Raw genomic sequence first — 16,587 nt, 5'->3', positions numbered from 1 at the left:
AAAAGGAAAGATTATTTTTGTTTTTGCTTCCAAAACACCAATCCAATACCAAATCCTAGCGCCATTGAAATGCTATATATAGAAATTGTATAGTGATGATTTTTCAAAAAACTATCAACCAAAGGTTCTACATTAAATAAAACAATAAAAATAGCAACTACTAGAACAATAAAAGTACCTATTAAACTATTTACCAGAGGGTTGTTTTTAGATACAAAAAAAATGTTTGCAGCAATGGCTCCCCAAAAGTAAGTGAGAACAAAAAGTCCATTATCTGTATGAGTTTGAATTACATTACTTATAGTATTTCCTTCAATTTTATCTAATGCTAAAACTATATCTAATCCAATAATAATTACAAATACTGCAATTAAAATAAATTGCACTTTTTTTATAAAAGCTTGATTATTAATAAGAGTATTAAAGTTTTTCATAAGCAATGGTTTTAAGAACCCCAAGGGAAAACTACTTCTGGAATGTGACGTTGTGACCAAATATAATGGCCATATAATAAACCAGTAATTAAAAGTACCAATTGGTAGCGTTGTTGAAGAACAAAATCACTTTTGAATTTTTTTCCAATTAAAATTAAAATGAATACTATAACAATAACAAGTACCACTGGTATCCACCAATTACTACCAAATAGTGGAGATTTTGTTCCTAAAAAGAAATGACCACCTAAAACACCCCAAATAAAGGTGATAAAAAAATACTTGTTATATGCCCAATTTTTAAGAATTACATTTATTGTGTCGTTTTCAATTTTATTAAAGTTCAGGTAAATATTAAATAAAACCAAAAACCCTATTATGGCAATAAGAATATATTCAACAGTTTTAATAGCTATCATTTCTAAACAATTAAATTACAATTGTTTAAATATATAAAAATTAATTTTCTGTTTTGGTGTAGTACACTTTTCGTTCTTTTAAATAGTTTAAAATATAGTTAAAACAATGCTCATTATTACCGACTAACTCTGGTGGAAAAATACCTATTTTAGAAAATAATCCATCTAAAAACATATTTGCAGCTGCAGTTGCTGTATATCCAGTGGTTCTTGCCATAGATGAGGTTTTTGTTTTAGAACAATATTCATCATGAAGGTTGTAAACTATTGTTTTAGAATTTCCTTTTGAATCAGTTCCTTTTAAGGTAATTCTCATTACTGTTAATTCCTCTTCATTTTCATCTAGTTTCCATTCATTAAATAATATTTTTGAAGTAAAATCTAACGGAGAAACCTCCAAATTGTTAATTATTATTGGGTTTTCACTAAAGAATCCACTTTCCTTTAATACCTTAATATATTCCACATGTCCTGGGTATCGTAAGGTTTTTTCTTTCATGTTTTTAATATGAGGCATTGTAAAAATAATAGATCGTAAGCCGTCAGAGTTAAAAGATTCTAAGGTTCCTACTTTGTCAAATTCAATAAATTCACAGTCGGATAATGCTTCTTTAGTTACCATTACACCATTTTCCACATAGCGAGCAGGACGTGTATATTCTTCAATAACATCAATTGGCGAAAAAGGAGCTTTATAGCAGAATGGCCATTTTTTAATTTTTGGAAATCCACCAACTAAACACTCAAAATCTGTAATTTTTAGCTTTTCATTGTAATAACCTAGAATAATATTTCCCATTCCAGGGGCAACACCACAATCTACAATTGCAGTTACATTATTTTTTTTAGCTAGCTCATTTAATTCTAAAGCATTTTCTGGAAAAAATGAAATATCTATCACATTTTTTCGAGCTTCAATAATTGATTTTAATGTTTGAAAGCCCAAAAAACCAGGAACCGCACAAACAACCAAATCAAAAGGTTTTATTATTTTTTGAAGTGCTGTTTTATTGGTGACATCTAATGGAATAGAAGTTATTTTTTTACATTTAGAAACAACCATTTCTAGTGCATTTTTATTAAAATCGGAAATTGAAACCGAATGTTTTTTTGCCAAATCAATAGCTATTGCGCTACCAACCATTCCTGCTCCTAATACAATAATTGATTTCATAATATAATTTTAAGTTCGCCTCTTAATTATGTTTTAATAACTATTAAATATAGATTATTTTTGGTAGTATTGCTAATTGAAGTTGAACTCAAAGTAGGAAAAAGGATTATTTTTAAACTCAATAAATGAAAAAACTATTTAAATATATTTTAGTATTAAATGTTCTTATAATTAGTTGTCAATCTGAGGATGATTTGGTTAAAAACAATTCATATCATTTAAAAGAAGTAGGTTATTCGGCACGAGATATTTTATCAAATGAAAAATTTACAGATATTTTTGTTGAAATTTTATACGTAAAAGATTTTAAGCCTAGCAATGAAGTGTTGGCTAGTTTTAAAAATTTTATATCAGAAAGAACTTTTAAAAGCAATATTAATATTGAAACCAAACTTATTGATATTCCTCTAGAATCTTCCTATTCAATAAATAAAATAAGAAGTATTGAAGATGAAAATAGAACCAAGTTTTCTACTGAAAATGAGCTTGCAATTTTTATTTTATATTTAAATGGTGCTTCTTCCAATAATGAAGAAGATTCACTTATCCTGGGAACTGCTTATAGAAACACTTCATTTGTTATTTTTAAAGAAACAACAGACTCTTTTTCTGATAGCAATTTGTTTGGAGAAAAAAATACAATATTAGAATCTGCAATAGTACGTCATGAATTTTCACATTTGTTAGGTCTTGTAAATGTTGGTACACCAATTATTGAAAACCATCACGATAGTGCAAATGGAGCGCATTGTACTTCAGAAAATTGTTTAATGTATTACAAAATGGAAAGAATGAATACAGTTGTCAATTTTTTTGACCAAGAAAAAATTCCAGAGTTAGATGCTTTTTGCTTGCAAGATTTACGTTCGAACGGAGGAAGGTGATACTGTAGTAGTTTTTAGAAAGCAACTCTAAATGAAACATTTGGTGTAAATGCCAATGATTTTAAGTCAACTTTGGTAGCTTTTGAGGAATCGTTTTGATCAACAACATAATATGAATTTAAAATTTGCTTCGTGTCTAACATGTTTAAAATTCCAAATTTTAAATTAGACTGTATTTTTTTTCTTTTTAAGATTTGGTAATTAACAGAGAAATCAATTCTATTATATGGTTTTAATCTTGTTGAGTTTAACGCATCATAGTTAACAATAACAAAACTTCCATTTTGTTTTGTTTCTTGGGTTTTGTTAATTGGCGTATTTGGTTTTCCAGATTTTATAATTGCGCTAATAGATGTGTTTAAACGTTCGTTAAAATGAAAATTGAATCCAATGGTGGATGAATGCCGAATATCATTATTACTTGGAAAATATGCTTCAGAAACTTGTTTAAAAAGTATTTCGCTGTTGCTTAAAGTGTACGATAGCCAAAACTCAGTTTTTTTACTTCTTTTATTAAGTAAAACTTCAAGTCCATTTGCTTTTTGATTTCCAGCTAATCTTTTATTCTGAATTTGGTTTTGAAAACCCTGCCCCGAAATTAATATCCCATCTATTGTTTTATGAAAAACACTAACATCTAATAGAAAGTCATTTTTTTTAAATGTGCCACCTAAAGAAAATTGTTGGCTAGTTATTAAAGGTGTATTATGGTCGGCCATAACCCATCTTCTGGTTTCAACACCTAAAAAATCGTCTAAATAATCTATTACTTGAGAAGTGTATTGCGATTTTGTTTCAAATTGAGCATTTAAATTAAGGTTTTTTGTAAAAGAATAATTTATGTTAACTCTTGGCTCAATGGTTGTTTGGTTAATTTTATCGAAATAATTGAATCTAACACCCGTTTTAACATACCAATAATCGTTTTTAAAATTAGATTCGGCAAATGCACTATGATTGCGCATTACACTGCGTTGTACTCTATTGTATAAAGGGTTGTTTACATTAGTTCTACTTAAAACACCAGTTTCATTTAATTGATAACCGGTTTCTAAATTTAGATATTTGTTAAAGGAGTAGTTTAAAGTTGTTTTTAATGAATTTTCAACAACTTCATTTTCTTGAACTACCAATTGTTGTTGATTGTTTTGGTAATTGTTAGAAAGTATAGAGTATTTAGAATGATATCCCGAAACTATAAACTTTGTTTTACTGTTTAATACAGAATTATAACTGAGACCTATGGCGTCGGAGTTTTGTTTTATTTTGTCAGCTAAATTACTTCCTTCTAATTCATAATAATTAAGATTATTGTTTATTTTAATGTAATTTACTTTAATATGATTGTTTGTATTTAAGTTGTATAACAAACTTAAATTTACATCGTAAAAGTTAAAATCTGAATTAGAAGTATTGGTGTCAATAGCACTATTTTGAAAAGTTTTATTGAAGTAAGATTTATAAGTAGGAGTACTAAACCAGTTGTTATTAGATTTTCTAAATGAAGTGCTAAATTCCATTTTATTATTAACGGGCACTTTTATAAATCCATCAAAAGAAATAAAATTAACACCCATTCCACCACTTAATTCTTTTTGAATGTTTTTGTCGGTTTCCAATAAAATAGTGCTAGAAACGCCATCGTTATATTTAGCGCTCGTTCCGTTTTTTATAATTGAAATATTTTTAGTTAAATACGGATTAATAGCAGATATAAGTCCGAAAAAATGAGTTGGATTGTACATTTTAATATTGTCCCAAAAAATAACATTTTGATCGCTTACTCCATTTCTAATATTTATATTAGAAATAGATTCATTTGGGCTTTCAATACCTGGCAATATTTGCGAAGTTTGCAACAAATCGGGTTCTACTTGTCCGGATAAAATATTAAAGTTTTTAGTATTTAATTGAATGGTTCCATCGTTTAGTTTTGATAAACTATTGGTAATATAATTTTTAATAAAAACTTCTTGAAGTTCAAATTCTTCCTCAATCATTGTTAATTTTACACAGTCCGATTGTGGTGAAATTAATTCATTTACATTTTTTAAAATGGTTTTATAACCTAAATAACTAAATTCTACAATATCTGATATTTTTACATTTTCTAATGTAAAAGCGCCATTTTTGTTGGTAATTGTTCCATAAAGTTGTCCAGCTATATGTATGGATGCATTAGAAATTGGCTTGGAATTTTTATTATATAAATAGCCACAAATTGTTATGTTTTGTAGTTTTGGAGCAATTGAAATAAACCTTTCATCAATTACAGTTGCTACAAAAAATGTATTGGAATTTATGTATGATAATATTTCTTCTAAAGTTGATAAATCAGTTATTTTTTTTTGAATTTGAATATTCTCAATAGAGGATATTGCATAAGAAAATTTAAGGTCATACTTTTTTTCTATCAGTTTTAATTCTTCCAAAAAAGAAAAATTGGTTTGCGCATTTACTTTTATATTAACAAATAGAACAATAAAAAGAAGTACCCAACATTTATTTTGATAAAATAATTTCATTATCTTTTATCTGATAGTTAATATTTAAAGGTAATGTAATAGATTTAATTGCTGAATCCAAATCGTTTTTTCTAAAACCACCTGTAAATAACACATTGGTATTTATTGCATTTGAATTAATTTTTACATTAAATTGCCTTTCTAGCTCCGCTAAAACTTCAGAATAAATTTCTTCATTAAAATAACTTTCATTTTGTAACCATAAAGGTTCATTTATATTGTTATTATCTATTTTTATAAGGGTATTATTTGCAATTAACTTAACACCTTCACCTTTGGTTAAAACAATTTTATCGGATCCAGATTTAACTTCAACACGACCTTCATAACAAAACACATTAAATGCTTTTTCACGGTTTTTTACATTAAATTTAGTTCCTAAAACTTGTACCGAACCTTGACTTGTGTTTACAGTAAATGAACTTCCTTTTTTTACACTAAAATATGCTTCTCCATTTAATTTTAATGCTCGGTCTTTTATAAACGATTTTTTATAGGTAATAGCTGAAACAGCATTTAAAATTACTTTTGATTCATCGGGTAATGTAAACGATTTATTTTCGGCAAAATCGGTTTTTAGTGTTATTTGATTGGTATTAAAAATAAAATATGAAATTGCAACTAATACTGCGAAACTTGCTGCAATTTTAAAAAATACACTTCTTTTTAATGAAATAACTTTGGATTTTTTCTTTGTTTTTGATTGAATTCGAGCCTTAAAATCTTTTAAGGCTGCTTCTTCATTTACTGAAGCTAGTTTTATTTTAGAACCTTCTTCAGCAATATCTTTATATAACTTATAGTCATCAGTGGCCTTAAAAGCCAAGAATTCCTCTTCAGTCATTTCATTATTTAACCATTTCGATATGTTTTTAATGTCTTTCATTCTAATAATATGACAACTAAATTAAACTTTACCCTAACTTAATTATTTAAATTCTTCAATTTTAGTTCGTAAAACAACCAAAGCTTGACTCATTCTTTTCTCAACTGCTTTAACCGAAATACCTAACATTTCGGCAATTTCTCTATATTTTTTTCCTTCAACCCTGTTAAGTAAAAATACTTCTCTTTGTGCGTTGGTTAATTCATCAAGTGCTTTTTCTAACTTATGCTTAAACTCTTTTCCTCTTAGGGTATCTTCGGGCGTTTCTGTTTCTATATATAAATTGGTAGAGTTGTTTTCATAATTTCTAACAACCTTTTCGTGCTTCTTTACATTCAAAAATAAATTATTTGCAATGGAAAATAAATAGGACTTTGCTTTAGCTAAATTAAATTTATTACAGTTTTCCCAAATCTTTATAAAAGCTTCTTGAACAATGTCAAGCGCCTCATCATTGTCTTTACTTTTTATAAGTATAAAACGAAAAGCATTGTTAACCTGTTGTTTATAAAATATATCAAATTGTTTTTCATCACATAAATTGGTGAAATCCATACGTATTTATTTAAGTAAAAGGTAAAAATAAAAATATTAAGGTGATATAAATGAAAAAAAATAAAAAATAGGGTAGGGTAATCTAAAAGAGGGTTGTCTAACTAGTGTAACTCGCGAATGAGTTTAAATGAAAACTATAAAAATTAATAAAAATTTAAAATCTAAAATCATGAAAAAATTAAATTTAACAATCGCAATAAGTGCATTAGCACTTTCAATTTTTACAATCTCATGTTCTAATAATGATGATTCTGATTATCCTTCAGGAGAAAAAAGCAATACTAATTTCTATATGACAGATGCTCCAACAGACAATGCAAATGTAAAAGGCGTTGTTGTAACGGTAGCAGATGTAAAAGTAAATGGTGTTTCTATAGAAGGATTTTCAAAAACAACTTTAGATTTAATGAAATACCAAAATGGAATGACAAAGTTGCTAGGTAATTTAGAGTTAAACGCAGGTTCATATTCTAATTTAACCTTAGTATTAGATAATGAAACCGATGCAAATGGAAATGCTCCTGGCTCTTATGTTTTAATGACAAATGGATCTATAAAAGCATTACAAAGTTCATCTAGTACTATTAAAATTAATGACACTTTTGAAATTTTTGAAACTAGTTCAAATAATGTAGTATTAGATTTTGACATTAGAAAATCTATTGTTGATAGTGGAAATGAAGATTTTAAATTTGTTTCTTCAAGTGAACTTTCATCTAGTATTAGAGTTGTAAACGAGGATAATGCAGGAGAAATTAAAGGTACGGCAAACGATACACAAAACACATCCGACAAAGTAATTGTTTATGCATACACTAAAGGAACTTTTAATGAAAATAGAGAAACAAGTGCACAAGGAAGCGGAGTATTATTTGCAAACGCAGTAAATAGTTCTAGTGTTAATGCTTTTACAGGTAAATATGAGTTGAATTTCTTGGCAGAAGGAGATTACGAATTACACTTTGTTTCATATAAAGATACTGATAATGATGGTAGATTTGAGTTTAATGGACTATTAACTGCAGAGTCAATTGCTGGAATTGATTTAGGTAATATTTCTATTATTTCATCATTAAACATAAATGTAGGAGTTAATTTAAAAGCTAAACAATAACAAAAGCAGTAATTAAATAAAAAAAATAATAACTATTTGGCTGCATCAACATTTTGATGTAGCCATTAAAAAACAAGAATTATGAGAACATTAGTAATAATTATAGCATTTGTATCAACGTTAACTATAAATGCTCAAAGTAGTAAAATTGATAAGAGTAATTCGTCTTTCGGATTAAAAGGAGGTTATAATTTAGCTTCTGTAAGAAATTCAGAAGGAAACGAAACCGACCAGCGAGAAGGTTTTCATGTTGGTTTTTTTGGCGAATCTTCTATTAATAATTTTTTAGGCTTACAAATTGAGTTAACATACTCGCAACAAGGATATGTAATAGAAAATAGTAATTTTAAATTAACCCAAAAAATAGACTATTTAAATATTCCTTTAATGCTTAAATTATACCCAACAAAAACATTTTATTTAGAGGCTGGACCACAAATTGGGTATGCTATTTCTCACAAGGAAAATATTGATACATTTTTGGGAGGAAGCAACAGTAATTTTGATCCAAATTCTTTAGATTGGGGTGCAAACGTTGGACTTGGATTTAAATCAGAAACAGGAATAGTTTTAGGAGCCAGATTCCACCATGGTTTAGGTAAAATTTACGAAGAAACGAACGAATTTAATAATGTATTGCAATTGTCTTTAGGATTTATATTTTAATAGTTGCATTTTTACATAATCGTTTTTTGAAAATTCTCTTCGCTTTTCAGATTGAAAAAATCAAATTTTAGAATTTGTAGAAGAGAATTTTAATAAATTAATTAATAATTAAATTTGTTGGTATAATACAATTTTTGCAAATGAAATTCTTTGGTAAAATAATAGCTTTTATATTTCTGATAGTACTTATAACAATTAGCTGTATGAAAGAGGTTGATGTTACTGAGGGTGAAAATCCCAATACAAACAACAGTAATTCCGAGATTACTAATAAATATAAAAGAATTGGAATGTATGATGGAACATTAGACGATTTTATAGATAGTATTTCTTGTTCTTCGGTTAAATTTCCATATTCACTATTAGCTAATAATATTCCTTTAACCATATCAAATATTTCAGATTATCAATTGGTAAAAGATATTTTTAATTTATCGGCTATTGATTTAGATACCATAGTTTTTGATTTCCCTATAACAATTATAAATCAAGATTATAGCGAAACAATTGTTGCAAATAATACTGAAATAAGCAATCTATCTGCCATTTGTGATTCGGCAATTATTAATAACTTAAGTGCTATTACCTGTGTTGATATACAGTATCCTATAAGCATTTCGTTGTTTAATTTAGACAATGACCAAACAACTTTTATTTCAATAGAATCAGATCAAGATTTGTTTATTTTCATGAATAATTTACCTCAAAACGAAGTTTATAGTGTGCAATATCCAATTAATGTATCAATTAGTAGTGCTACTAGTATTGTTAATAATGATTCCGATTTAAAATCGATTATAGATAATTGTATAAATAATTAGAAGAAATAATTTTGAATTAATTATTGTAAAATTTTCCCTGCCACATATTTCTTATTTCAAGATTTTTATCAATTTTAGCTACAATTTCAAAGTTTTTGAGTCCGCCCCATTTTGGTGCAATTAATAAATCTTTTGGTGCTTCACTTATAAATCGTTCAATAATAATATTGGGACGAATATGAGTAATAAATTCTGAAACAAAATTTATATAATTTTCCAAAGTAAATAAATCGAACTTTTCTGGATTTCGTTTGTGTTGAACGCTCATTACTGAGTTTTTTACAATTTGTAAATGGTGCAGTTTTAAAGTTTGAATAGGAAGTTTAGATAACTCTTTTGCGTGGTTAAACAATTCTTCTCTACTTTCACCTGGTAATCCCAAAATTATATGTGCTCCTAAATGAAAACCTTTGTCTTTACAAAGCTCATAAGTAGCTTTTGTATCTTCAAAAGTGTGACAACGATTTACCTCTAATAATGTTTTTTCGTTAGTACTTTCAACACCAAATTCTAATGAAATAAAGTAATCTTTTGAAAGCTCATCTAAATAATTGATAATTTCTTCCGAAATACAATCGGGGCGTGTACCAATTACCAAACCAACAACTTGTGGTACACTTAAGGCTTCTTCATACATTTTTTTTAGTGATTCAAAATCTGAATACGTATTTGTATAAGCCTGAAAATATGCAAGGTATTTGTGATTTTTTCCTTTTCGGGCAAAAAACTCAATTCCCTGATCTAATTGTTGCTGAATACTTTTTTGTGGTTCGCAATAATCGGGATTAAACGTATTGTTGTTGCAATAAGTACAACCTCCAACACCTTTTGAACCATCACGGTTTGGGCAAGTAAAACCGATATCTAAAGATATTTTTTGAACACGTTCACCAAAATGAAGTTTTATAAATGAGGAGTAATCTAAATAGCGTTTTCCTGTGAATTTCATAAGACTGCAAAATTAGGAATTGTTACTTAACTATATTAAAAATAGTTATAAATATATTTTAATTATCTTTAAAACAACTAACTAAACTAATTAATGAAAAAATTTCCGAATGCTCTGGTCATAATGATTGGATTTATATTGTTTTCTGCAATATTAACATATGTCATTCCTCAAGGTCAGTATGAAAGGGTTACAAACCCTGAAACTAATCAAGTAACTGTAGTACCAAACTCATATAAATTAATTGAAGCTGAACCCGTATCTATTTTAAAAACTATTTTATCAATTCCTGAGGGAATAGTAAGTAGAGCAGATTTAATAGCATTAATTTTATTAATAGGAGGTTGCTTTTACATTATAGAAAAAACAGGAGCACTTAAAGAAGGAATCACATTTTTAACTGTTAAGTTAAACGGTAGAGAGGAAGTTATTTTAGTGCTAGTTTCTCTAATTTTTTTGGTTGGCGGTGCGCTCAGTGGTTTGCAAGAAGAGATAATTGCAATGATGCCGGTTTTACTCTATCTAACTTCTCGTTTGGGCTATAATGCATATGTAGCTGTTTCTATAAGTTTTGGCTCAGCTATTTTAGGAGCAGCATTTAGTCCAATAAATCCATTTGCGGTGGTAATTGCCCAAAAAGAAACAGGTTTAGAATTTTTGTCAGGAAGTCAGTTTAGATTAATTGTTATGGCAATAGCTTTTATTGTGTGGATGTTTATGATAATTAGATATGCTAACAAAAATAGAATAGAAAAAGTGGTTGATGCGAATGAGGTTGTGCAAAAAGTAAGTTTTCGAAGTATACTTATTCTAACCTTAGTTGGTTTATCTTTTGTTTTACTTATTATTGGAATGTTGAAATATAATTGGGGATTTAATGAAATGTCTGCTGAATTTTTTGCACTTGCTATTATAGTGGGTTTAATAGGGAAATTAGGTTTAAATGGAACAATTGAAACCTATATTGAAGGTTTTAAAGAGTTAGTTTTTGCAGCAATGATTGTTGGTTTTGCAAGTAGTATTTCAATAATTCTAAAACAAGGAATGATTATAGATTCTATAATTTATGGCTTGTTTACACCAATGCAATATTTGCCCAAAAGTTTGGCGGCAATTTCCATGATGATTTCTCATTCCTTATTACATTTTCCAGTTTCTAGTTATTCTGGTCAGGCCATATTAACTATGCCTGTTTTAGGGCCATTGTCCGATTTAATTGGAATTTCCAGACAAGTATGTGTTTTAGCCTACCAATATGGTGCGGTAATAATGGATATGGTATATCCAACACAAGGAGCTTTAATGGCAATTATTGCTATTGCAGGCATCCCTTTTAATAAATGGTTTAAGTTTATTTTAAAACTTTCGTTAGTAATTTTAGGGGTTGGTGCACTTGCAATTATTGTTGCTGTTTATATTGGGTTTTAAACTATTTTTTAAACTCAATGTAATTTCGAAGATTTGAACTTAAAATAGCAGCTAATTCTTGTTCATTTCCTTTTGAGGTTTCTGTAAATAGAAATCCAAATATTGGAAATTGGTGTACATCAATTTTTCTTAAAAGTAACGGTTTTTCAAAGTCTGCTAAAAGTTGATTGTAATTAAATGATTGAATATTTTCAGCGACAATGCCTGAATTATTATCTAACAAAACTAAACTATACGTTTTATCTTCTTTTGTTTCAAGTATTTTGGACCAATTAGGTTTTTTTTGTTTTAAAAAGTATTCGTAAGAATTAATGCCATAGGCATAATAAGAAATATCGCCTGTTGTACACCAACCACCAAATCGCATTGGATTTACTTCAATAGGAATAATCACGCCATTTTTATCAATTCTAACTTCAATATGAATAGGAAAATTGGTCAAATTAGATTTAGCTCCAATAGTATCTACTAATTGTTGAATTAAAGGAAGGTTTGTTTCAATAATTTCTTTTGACGTGCAATAAATACGATCGCTTACATCTTTTCCCGATGAAAAAATATGGTGCATAATGTTTAAAATAACGGCTTCACTATTTTCATTATAATAACAATCCACTGCAAATTCTTCACCTTCAATACATTCTTCAATTATAAAACTGTTTGTATTTAAAACTTCAGCAGGGTAAAAACCTTTAATATGATGTATTTCACTCTTAATTTTTTCTAAAGTTTCAGGCCATTCGCTTTTATTATCTACTTTATGAACACCCAAACTAAAAAAGCCAACAGAAGGTTTTATAATAAAAGGAAACGGTAAATTTTCTATGTCAATATTGTTTAAATCTTCAAATTTAACTCCTTTAAAAAAGTAGTTAGGATACACATCTTTAAGTAATTGTCTAAACTTTATTTTATCTTTAAAAACACTTATTTGTGATGGTAATTTTGTAAAATTTAAGTTGTTTTCAACCCAACTAATTACGTTTTCAGAATTAGAATAAATTAGCTGATTCGGATTTTCTTTAAACTGTTGAATGGCTTCTTTTTCTGAAACCCAATTTAAATTTTCTTTAGAAATTAATTCTCTAGCTGACTTTGTTGAAACTATTGGAAAACGATTATTTTTAATAGTTTCAATTAAAAATTCTGAAATATATGGGTGGTCAATTAAAAACATTAAATTACAGTTTAAAAAAGGTAAATTTAAGATTATTAAAAATTAAATATGTGCTATTTAGTACAAAGTATCTATTTTTGAATTTCATATGAAAAGTGAGCAAGCCATAAAATCTAAATTATTGAAAGAGTGTATTCTTTTTGTTGAAAACAAGAATGCTACTATTTCTAAATCTATAGCTTCAAATAAAAACGATTTACTTTCTGAAACAAAAAGTTCAGCAGGAGATAAACACGAAACAGGAAGAGCTATGATCCAGCTCGAAATGGAAAAAGCAGGGCAACAATTAAGTATTGTAAATGAAATGAAAGAAATTTTAAAAAGAATTTCTATTGAAGAAACTGCTAATATTGTAAAACTTGGAAGCTTAATTAAAACTACTAAAGGAACCTATTTTTTAGCCGTTAGTGTTGGGCAACTTAAAATTGATAATGAAACTTATTTTGTGGTTTCAACACAATCTCCAATAGGAAAACAATTGTTAGGAAAAACAATTGGTGAAAGTCTTCCTTTTAATAAAGCAGAGATTTTGGGAATATTTTAATAATAAATATTAATTTGCCATTCTGAACGATAGTGAGGAATCTCAAGCATTGTTGATTTTAAAGATTCTTCATTCCGTTAGCACTACATTCAGAATGACAAGTTTTAAGGTTGTTTTTACTGTCGAGTTAATTCGTTAGCATCAGTATGCTCAAATTCTTTTCCGTAGATATCTAACATTGTAGTTTCTTCATACCTTAACTTACCATCTTCAATTTCTATTTTTTGAAGGTAGCTTTTTGTTAATGCTTTGTCTTTCATAAAGGGAGATTGTATAATGCCCCAATCTTTGTTGTCAATTCCAGCTTCAATTTCAAAAGATAATTTTTCATTTTTAAAATTTTCTTCAGATTAGGTGGTTCCGGCTAACAAACTTACTGCTCTTGGAATATTTAAAGAATGCATAATAACGTTATTTTTTTCATCCCACATCCAATAACCAGTTTGATCGTGAAAGATACCATCATTAGATTTTCTTCTAACAATGCGTCGGTAATGCAATACTGATAAAACTTGAGATTCGGCATTGGTTAAATCTCCATCTGCCGTTATGGTAATAGTTTCATAATATGGATTTTCCTCTACACCATCAGATTCTGGTGCAATATCCATTCCTTTATCACCTTTCCAAACACCAATTAATTCTTTTAACGGTCCGTAATTAACTTCAACAACTGTAGCCTCCATAATAGATTTTAAATTTTGTTCGAAAGTACTAAACATCTATTTTAATAAAAATGACTTTTATCAAGCTACATTTTTTTAACTCAATTTTATCATTTAAAAAATAAAAAAACCGCTCATTTGAGCGGTTTTTAATATTATTTTAAAAGGATTATCCTTTAATCTTAGATTTACTTGGTAATTCTTTATATCCCATGTTGTATAAAGTAAATCCAAAAATATCGGCATATTGTTCAATAGTTTTTGAAACTGGTGTTCCTGCACCATGACCAGCATTTGTTTCAATTCTAATTAAAGTAGGATTGTTTCCAGCTTGGTTTGCTTGTAATTCTGCAGCATATTTAAATGAATGCGCAGGTACAACTCTATCATCGTGATCTCCGGTTGTAACCAATGTTGCCGGATATTGAACTCCTTCTTTTACATTATGAACTGGAGAATAACCTTTTAAATATTCGAACATTTCTTTAGAGTCTTCAGAAGTTCCATAATCGTAGGCCCATCCGGCCCCTGCGGTAAAGGTGTGATAACGTAACATATCCATTACACCAACTGCGGGTAAGGCTACTTTCATTAAATTAGGGCGCTGAGTCATAGTTGCTCCAACCAATAAACCACCATTACTTCCTCCTCTAATTGCTAAATATTCAGAAGAGGTATAATTTTCAGAAATCAAATATTCCGCAGCAGCAATAAAGTCATCAAAAACATTTTGTTTTTGCATTTTTGTTCCTGCATCGTGCCATTTCTTGCCATATTCTCCACCACCACGTAAATTAGGTACAGCGTAAACTCCTCCTTGTTCCATCCAAACCGAATTTGCGATGCTAAAAGAAGGGGTTAAACTAATGTTAAAACCTCCATAACCATATAAAATAGTTGGGTTTTTACCATCTAAAACAGTTCCTTTCTTATATGAAATTATCATTGGAACCTTAGTACCATCTTTTGAAGTATAGAAAACTTGTTTAGATTCAAAATCATTTGAATTAAAGTCTATTGCAGGTTTTTTATACAACTCACTTTCTCCAGTTTTTGGTTTAAATGAATAAATAGAACTTGGAGTGGTATAGTTTGTAAATGAGTAGTAAATAGTTTCAGCATCCTTTTTTCCACCAAATCCATTTGCTGTTCCAACTCCAGGTAATTTAATTTCTCTAATTAATTTACCGTCAAAATCGTATTGCATAACTTTTGAAACCGCATCAACCATATATTTTGCAAAAATATAACCACTAGCGGTTGAAATATTTAATACATTTTCGGTTTCTGGAATAACATCTATCCAATTTTCTTTACTTGGATTGTTAACAGATACTTTTACAATTCTTTTGTTTGAAGCATTTAAATTTGTGCTTAAATAAAAATATCCATTTCTATGGTCTATTACATTTGTAGAGTTATCAAAACCTAAAATTATAGGTTTAATATCATTATTTGGATTCGATAAATCTTTATAATACAATTCGTTTCCTGAAGTTGAAACGGAAGCCGAAATAATTAGGTATTTGCCATCTTCTGTTACACCACCTCTAACGTAACGTCTTTTATCTTTATCACCAAAAATAATAGGGTCGTTAGCTTGTTCAGTTCCTAATTTATGATAAAATAAACGGTGCTGATCTGTTTTTGCCGAAAGTTCACTTCCTTTAGGTTTTTCGTAACTTGAATAATAAATTCCTTCGTTTCCTTTCCAAGATAGTCCTGTAAATTTAACGTCAACTAAAGTATCTTCTTTAATTTCTTTGGAAATAGCATCCATAATTATAACTTTTCTCCAATCACTACCTCCTTCAGATATGGCATAAGCAACGGTTTTACCATCTTTTGAGAAAGATAATCCACTTCCTAATGATGTTGTTCCATCTTCTGAAAAAGTATTAGGATCTAAAAAAACTTCTGGTTCGTCTCCTTCATTTTTATAACGATAAATTACATTTTGATTTTGTAAACCATTGTTTTTTGAAAAATAGGTGTAATCACCTTCTTTTTTTGGAGAACCAATTTTTTCATAATTCCATAATTCTTCTAAACGGTTTTTTAATTGATCTCTATAAGGAATATTTGCTAAATAATTAAAAGTTACTTCATTTTGTGCGCTTACCCAAGAAGCTGTTTCATTAGACATGTCATCTTCTAACCATCTGTATGGATCTTTAACATTTGTACCAAAATAATTGGTAACCGTGTCTACTTTTTTTGTTGTGGGATATTTCAATGCATTTGTATTTTGTGTATCGGATTGTTTGCAAGAAAGCAAACAAGCTCCAACTAGCGTTAAAATTAATAGATTTTTCATTTTAAATTAGATTGATTTTGAATAGCTCA

General features: G+C 28.4%; 17 protein-coding genes. 6 read left to right on the top strand and 11 right to left on the bottom strand.

The window, feature by feature from the left end; genetic code table 11:
• Positions 1–11: 11 nt before the first annotated feature.
• The 3 genes from Q0776_RS02770 to Q0776_RS02760 are packed head-to-tail and all read right to left on the bottom strand — an operon-like array spanning position 12 to position 2,027.
• Entirely contained in the window at positions 12–434 is a 423-nt protein-coding gene (locus Q0776_RS02770) for a hypothetical protein (RefSeq protein ID WP_298364823.1), read from the bottom strand.
• Between the two features lie 11 nt (positions 435–445).
• A complete protein-coding gene (locus Q0776_RS02765) occupies positions 446–853 on the bottom strand; it encodes a hypothetical protein (RefSeq protein WP_298364822.1) in 408 nt (135 codons plus the stop codon).
• 40 nt (positions 854–893) lie between these two features.
• Positions 894–2,027, bottom strand: coding sequence for a saccharopine dehydrogenase C-terminal domain-containing protein (locus tag Q0776_RS02760; RefSeq protein ID WP_298364819.1), 1,134 nt, complete (start codon positions 2,025–2,027; stop codon positions 894–896).
• A gap of 125 nt (positions 2,028–2,152) precedes the next feature.
• Here Q0776_RS02760 and Q0776_RS02755 point away from each other — a divergent pair, with 125 nt between their 5' ends.
• A complete protein-coding gene (locus Q0776_RS02755; protein WP_298364816.1) occupies positions 2,153–2,911 on the top strand; it encodes a membrane metalloprotease in 759 nt (252 codons plus the stop codon).
• Positions 2,912–2,925: 14 nt separating this feature from the next.
• Here the strand turns inward: Q0776_RS02755 and Q0776_RS02750 are convergent, their stop codons facing one another.
• From Q0776_RS02750 to Q0776_RS02740, 3 genes are read right to left on the bottom strand one after another with little or no spacing between them, the layout of a single operon-like run.
• The gene (locus Q0776_RS02750) at positions 2,926–5,436 is read right to left on the bottom strand and encodes a carboxypeptidase-like regulatory domain-containing protein (protein WP_298364813.1); all 2,511 of its coding nucleotides are present in this window, start codon (positions 5,434–5,436) and stop codon (positions 2,926–2,928) included.
• Complete coding sequence (locus Q0776_RS02745; protein WP_298364810.1) at positions 5,414–6,322, bottom strand: FecR family protein; 909 nt, start codon at positions 6,320–6,322, stop codon at positions 5,414–5,416. Before Q0776_RS02745 ends, Q0776_RS02750 begins: the two co-directional genes overlap by 23 nt.
• A 42-nt stretch (positions 6,323–6,364) precedes the next feature.
• Positions 6,365–6,877: a sigma-70 family RNA polymerase sigma factor gene (locus tag Q0776_RS02740; protein ID WP_298364808.1), complete on the bottom strand. Its 513-nt coding sequence runs from the start codon at positions 6,875–6,877 to the stop codon at positions 6,365–6,367.
• Positions 6,878–7,046: 169 nt separating this feature from the next.
• On the opposite strand from Q0776_RS02740, the gene Q0776_RS02735 reads away from it, so the two are divergent.
• The 3 genes from Q0776_RS02735 to Q0776_RS02725 all read left to right on the top strand — a co-directional run bounded on the left by Q0776_RS02735 (position 7,047) and on the right by Q0776_RS02725 (position 9,478).
• Positions 7,047–7,991, top strand: a complete 945-nt coding sequence (locus Q0776_RS02735; RefSeq protein ID WP_298364806.1) for a DUF4382 domain-containing protein — start codon at positions 7,047–7,049, stop codon at positions 7,989–7,991.
• 81 nt (positions 7,992–8,072) lie between these two features.
• Complete coding sequence (locus Q0776_RS02730; RefSeq protein ID WP_298364804.1) at positions 8,073–8,657, top strand: porin family protein; 585 nt, start codon at positions 8,073–8,075, stop codon at positions 8,655–8,657.
• A gap of 203 nt (positions 8,658–8,860) precedes the next feature.
• The gene (locus Q0776_RS02725) at positions 8,861–9,478 is read left to right on the top strand and encodes a hypothetical protein (RefSeq protein ID WP_298364803.1); all 618 of its coding nucleotides are present in this window, start codon (positions 8,861–8,863) and stop codon (positions 9,476–9,478) included.
• Positions 9,479–9,494: 16 nt separating this feature from the next.
• On the opposite strand, the gene Q0776_RS02720 is transcribed toward Q0776_RS02725, so the two are convergent.
• The gene (locus Q0776_RS02720; protein WP_298364799.1) at positions 9,495–10,427 is read right to left on the bottom strand and encodes a TIGR01212 family radical SAM protein; all 933 of its coding nucleotides are present in this window, start codon (positions 10,425–10,427) and stop codon (positions 9,495–9,497) included.
• A 93-nt stretch (positions 10,428–10,520) separates the two neighbouring features.
• Here Q0776_RS02720 and Q0776_RS02715 point away from each other — a divergent pair, with 93 nt between their 5' ends.
• A complete protein-coding gene (locus tag Q0776_RS02715) occupies positions 10,521–11,855 on the top strand; it encodes a YfcC family protein (protein WP_298364796.1) in 1,335 nt (444 codons plus the stop codon).
• A 1-nt stretch (position 11,856) separates the two neighbouring features.
• On the opposite strand, the gene Q0776_RS02710 is transcribed toward Q0776_RS02715, so the two are convergent.
• Positions 11,857–13,032 (bottom strand): ATP-grasp domain-containing protein, encoded by a 1,176-nt coding sequence (locus tag Q0776_RS02710; protein ID WP_298364793.1) that lies wholly within the window; start codon positions 13,030–13,032, stop codon positions 11,857–11,859.
• An 88-nt stretch (positions 13,033–13,120) separates the two neighbouring features.
• On the opposite strand from Q0776_RS02710, the gene Q0776_RS02705 reads away from it, so the two are divergent.
• On the top strand, positions 13,121–13,576 hold the full coding sequence (locus Q0776_RS02705; RefSeq protein WP_298364788.1) for a 3-oxoacyl-ACP synthase: 456 nt from the start codon (positions 13,121–13,123) through the stop codon (positions 13,574–13,576).
• Positions 13,577–13,692: 116 nt separating this feature from the next.
• On the opposite strand, the gene Q0776_RS02700 is transcribed toward Q0776_RS02705, so the two are convergent.
• The 3 genes from Q0776_RS02700 to Q0776_RS02690 form a co-directional block, all read right to left on the bottom strand.
• Positions 13,693–13,836: a hypothetical protein gene (locus tag Q0776_RS02700; protein ID WP_298364785.1), complete on the bottom strand. Its 144-nt coding sequence runs from the start codon at positions 13,834–13,836 to the stop codon at positions 13,693–13,695.
• 90 nt (positions 13,837–13,926) lie between these two features.
• A complete protein-coding gene (locus tag Q0776_RS02695; protein ID WP_298364783.1) occupies positions 13,927–14,298 on the bottom strand; it encodes a heme-binding beta-barrel domain-containing protein in 372 nt (123 codons plus the stop codon).
• A gap of 112 nt (positions 14,299–14,410) precedes the next feature.
• Positions 14,411–16,558 (bottom strand): prolyl oligopeptidase family serine peptidase, encoded by a 2,148-nt coding sequence (locus Q0776_RS02690; protein WP_298364781.1) that lies wholly within the window; start codon positions 16,556–16,558, stop codon positions 14,411–14,413.
• Positions 16,559–16,587: the final 29 nt, after the last annotated feature.

Origin of the sequence: uncultured Lutibacter sp., from assembly GCF_947495725.1 — a bacterium.
Lineage (GTDB): Bacteria > Bacteroidota > Bacteroidia > Flavobacteriales > Flavobacteriaceae > Lutibacter.
This window is presented reverse-complemented; position numbering and strand designations above follow the sequence as displayed.

What these genes read in the sequence shown, in the direction of transcription:
- Q0776_RS02770 (WP_298364823.1), bottom strand. Translation starts at nt 434, where the DNA reads ATGAAAAACTTTAATACTCTTATTAATAATCAAGCTTTTATAAAAAAA.
- Q0776_RS02765 (WP_298364822.1), bottom strand. Translation starts at nt 853, where the DNA reads ATGATAGCTATTAAAACTGTTGAATATATTCTTATTGCCATAATAGGG.
- Q0776_RS02760 (WP_298364819.1), bottom strand. Translation starts at nt 2,027, where the DNA reads ATGAAATCAATTATTGTATTAGGAGCAGGAATGGTTGGTAGCGCAATA.
- Q0776_RS02755 (WP_298364816.1), top strand. Translation starts at nt 2,153, where the DNA reads ATGAAAAAACTATTTAAATATATTTTAGTATTAAATGTTCTTATAATT.
- Q0776_RS02750 (WP_298364813.1), bottom strand. Translation starts at nt 5,436, where the DNA reads ATGAAATTATTTTATCAAAATAAATGTTGGGTACTTCTTTTTATTGTT.
- Q0776_RS02745 (WP_298364810.1), bottom strand. Translation starts at nt 6,322, where the DNA reads ATGAAAGACATTAAAAACATATCGAAATGGTTAAATAATGAAATGACT.
- Q0776_RS02740 (WP_298364808.1), bottom strand. Translation starts at nt 6,877, where the DNA reads ATGGATTTCACCAATTTATGTGATGAAAAACAATTTGATATATTTTAT.
- Q0776_RS02735 (WP_298364806.1), top strand. Translation starts at nt 7,047, where the DNA reads ATGAAAAAATTAAATTTAACAATCGCAATAAGTGCATTAGCACTTTCA.
- Q0776_RS02730 (WP_298364804.1), top strand. Translation starts at nt 8,073, where the DNA reads ATGAGAACATTAGTAATAATTATAGCATTTGTATCAACGTTAACTATA.
- Q0776_RS02725 (WP_298364803.1), top strand. Translation starts at nt 8,861, where the DNA reads ATGAAAGAGGTTGATGTTACTGAGGGTGAAAATCCCAATACAAACAAC.
- Q0776_RS02720 (WP_298364799.1), bottom strand. Translation starts at nt 10,427, where the DNA reads ATGAAATTCACAGGAAAACGCTATTTAGATTACTCCTCATTTATAAAA.
- Q0776_RS02715 (WP_298364796.1), top strand. Translation starts at nt 10,521, where the DNA reads ATGAAAAAATTTCCGAATGCTCTGGTCATAATGATTGGATTTATATTG.
- Q0776_RS02710 (WP_298364793.1), bottom strand. Translation starts at nt 13,032, where the DNA reads ATGTTTTTAATTGACCACCCATATATTTCAGAATTTTTAATTGAAACT.
- Q0776_RS02705 (WP_298364788.1), top strand. Translation starts at nt 13,121, where the DNA reads ATGAAAAGTGAGCAAGCCATAAAATCTAAATTATTGAAAGAGTGTATT.
- Q0776_RS02700 (WP_298364785.1), bottom strand. Translation starts at nt 13,836, where the DNA reads ATGAAAGACAAAGCATTAACAAAAAGCTACCTTCAAAAAATAGAAATT.
- Q0776_RS02695 (WP_298364783.1), bottom strand. Translation starts at nt 14,298, where the DNA reads ATGTTTAGTACTTTCGAACAAAATTTAAAATCTATTATGGAGGCTACA.
- Q0776_RS02690 (WP_298364781.1), bottom strand. Translation starts at nt 16,558, where the DNA reads ATGAAAAATCTATTAATTTTAACGCTAGTTGGAGCTTGTTTGCTTTCT.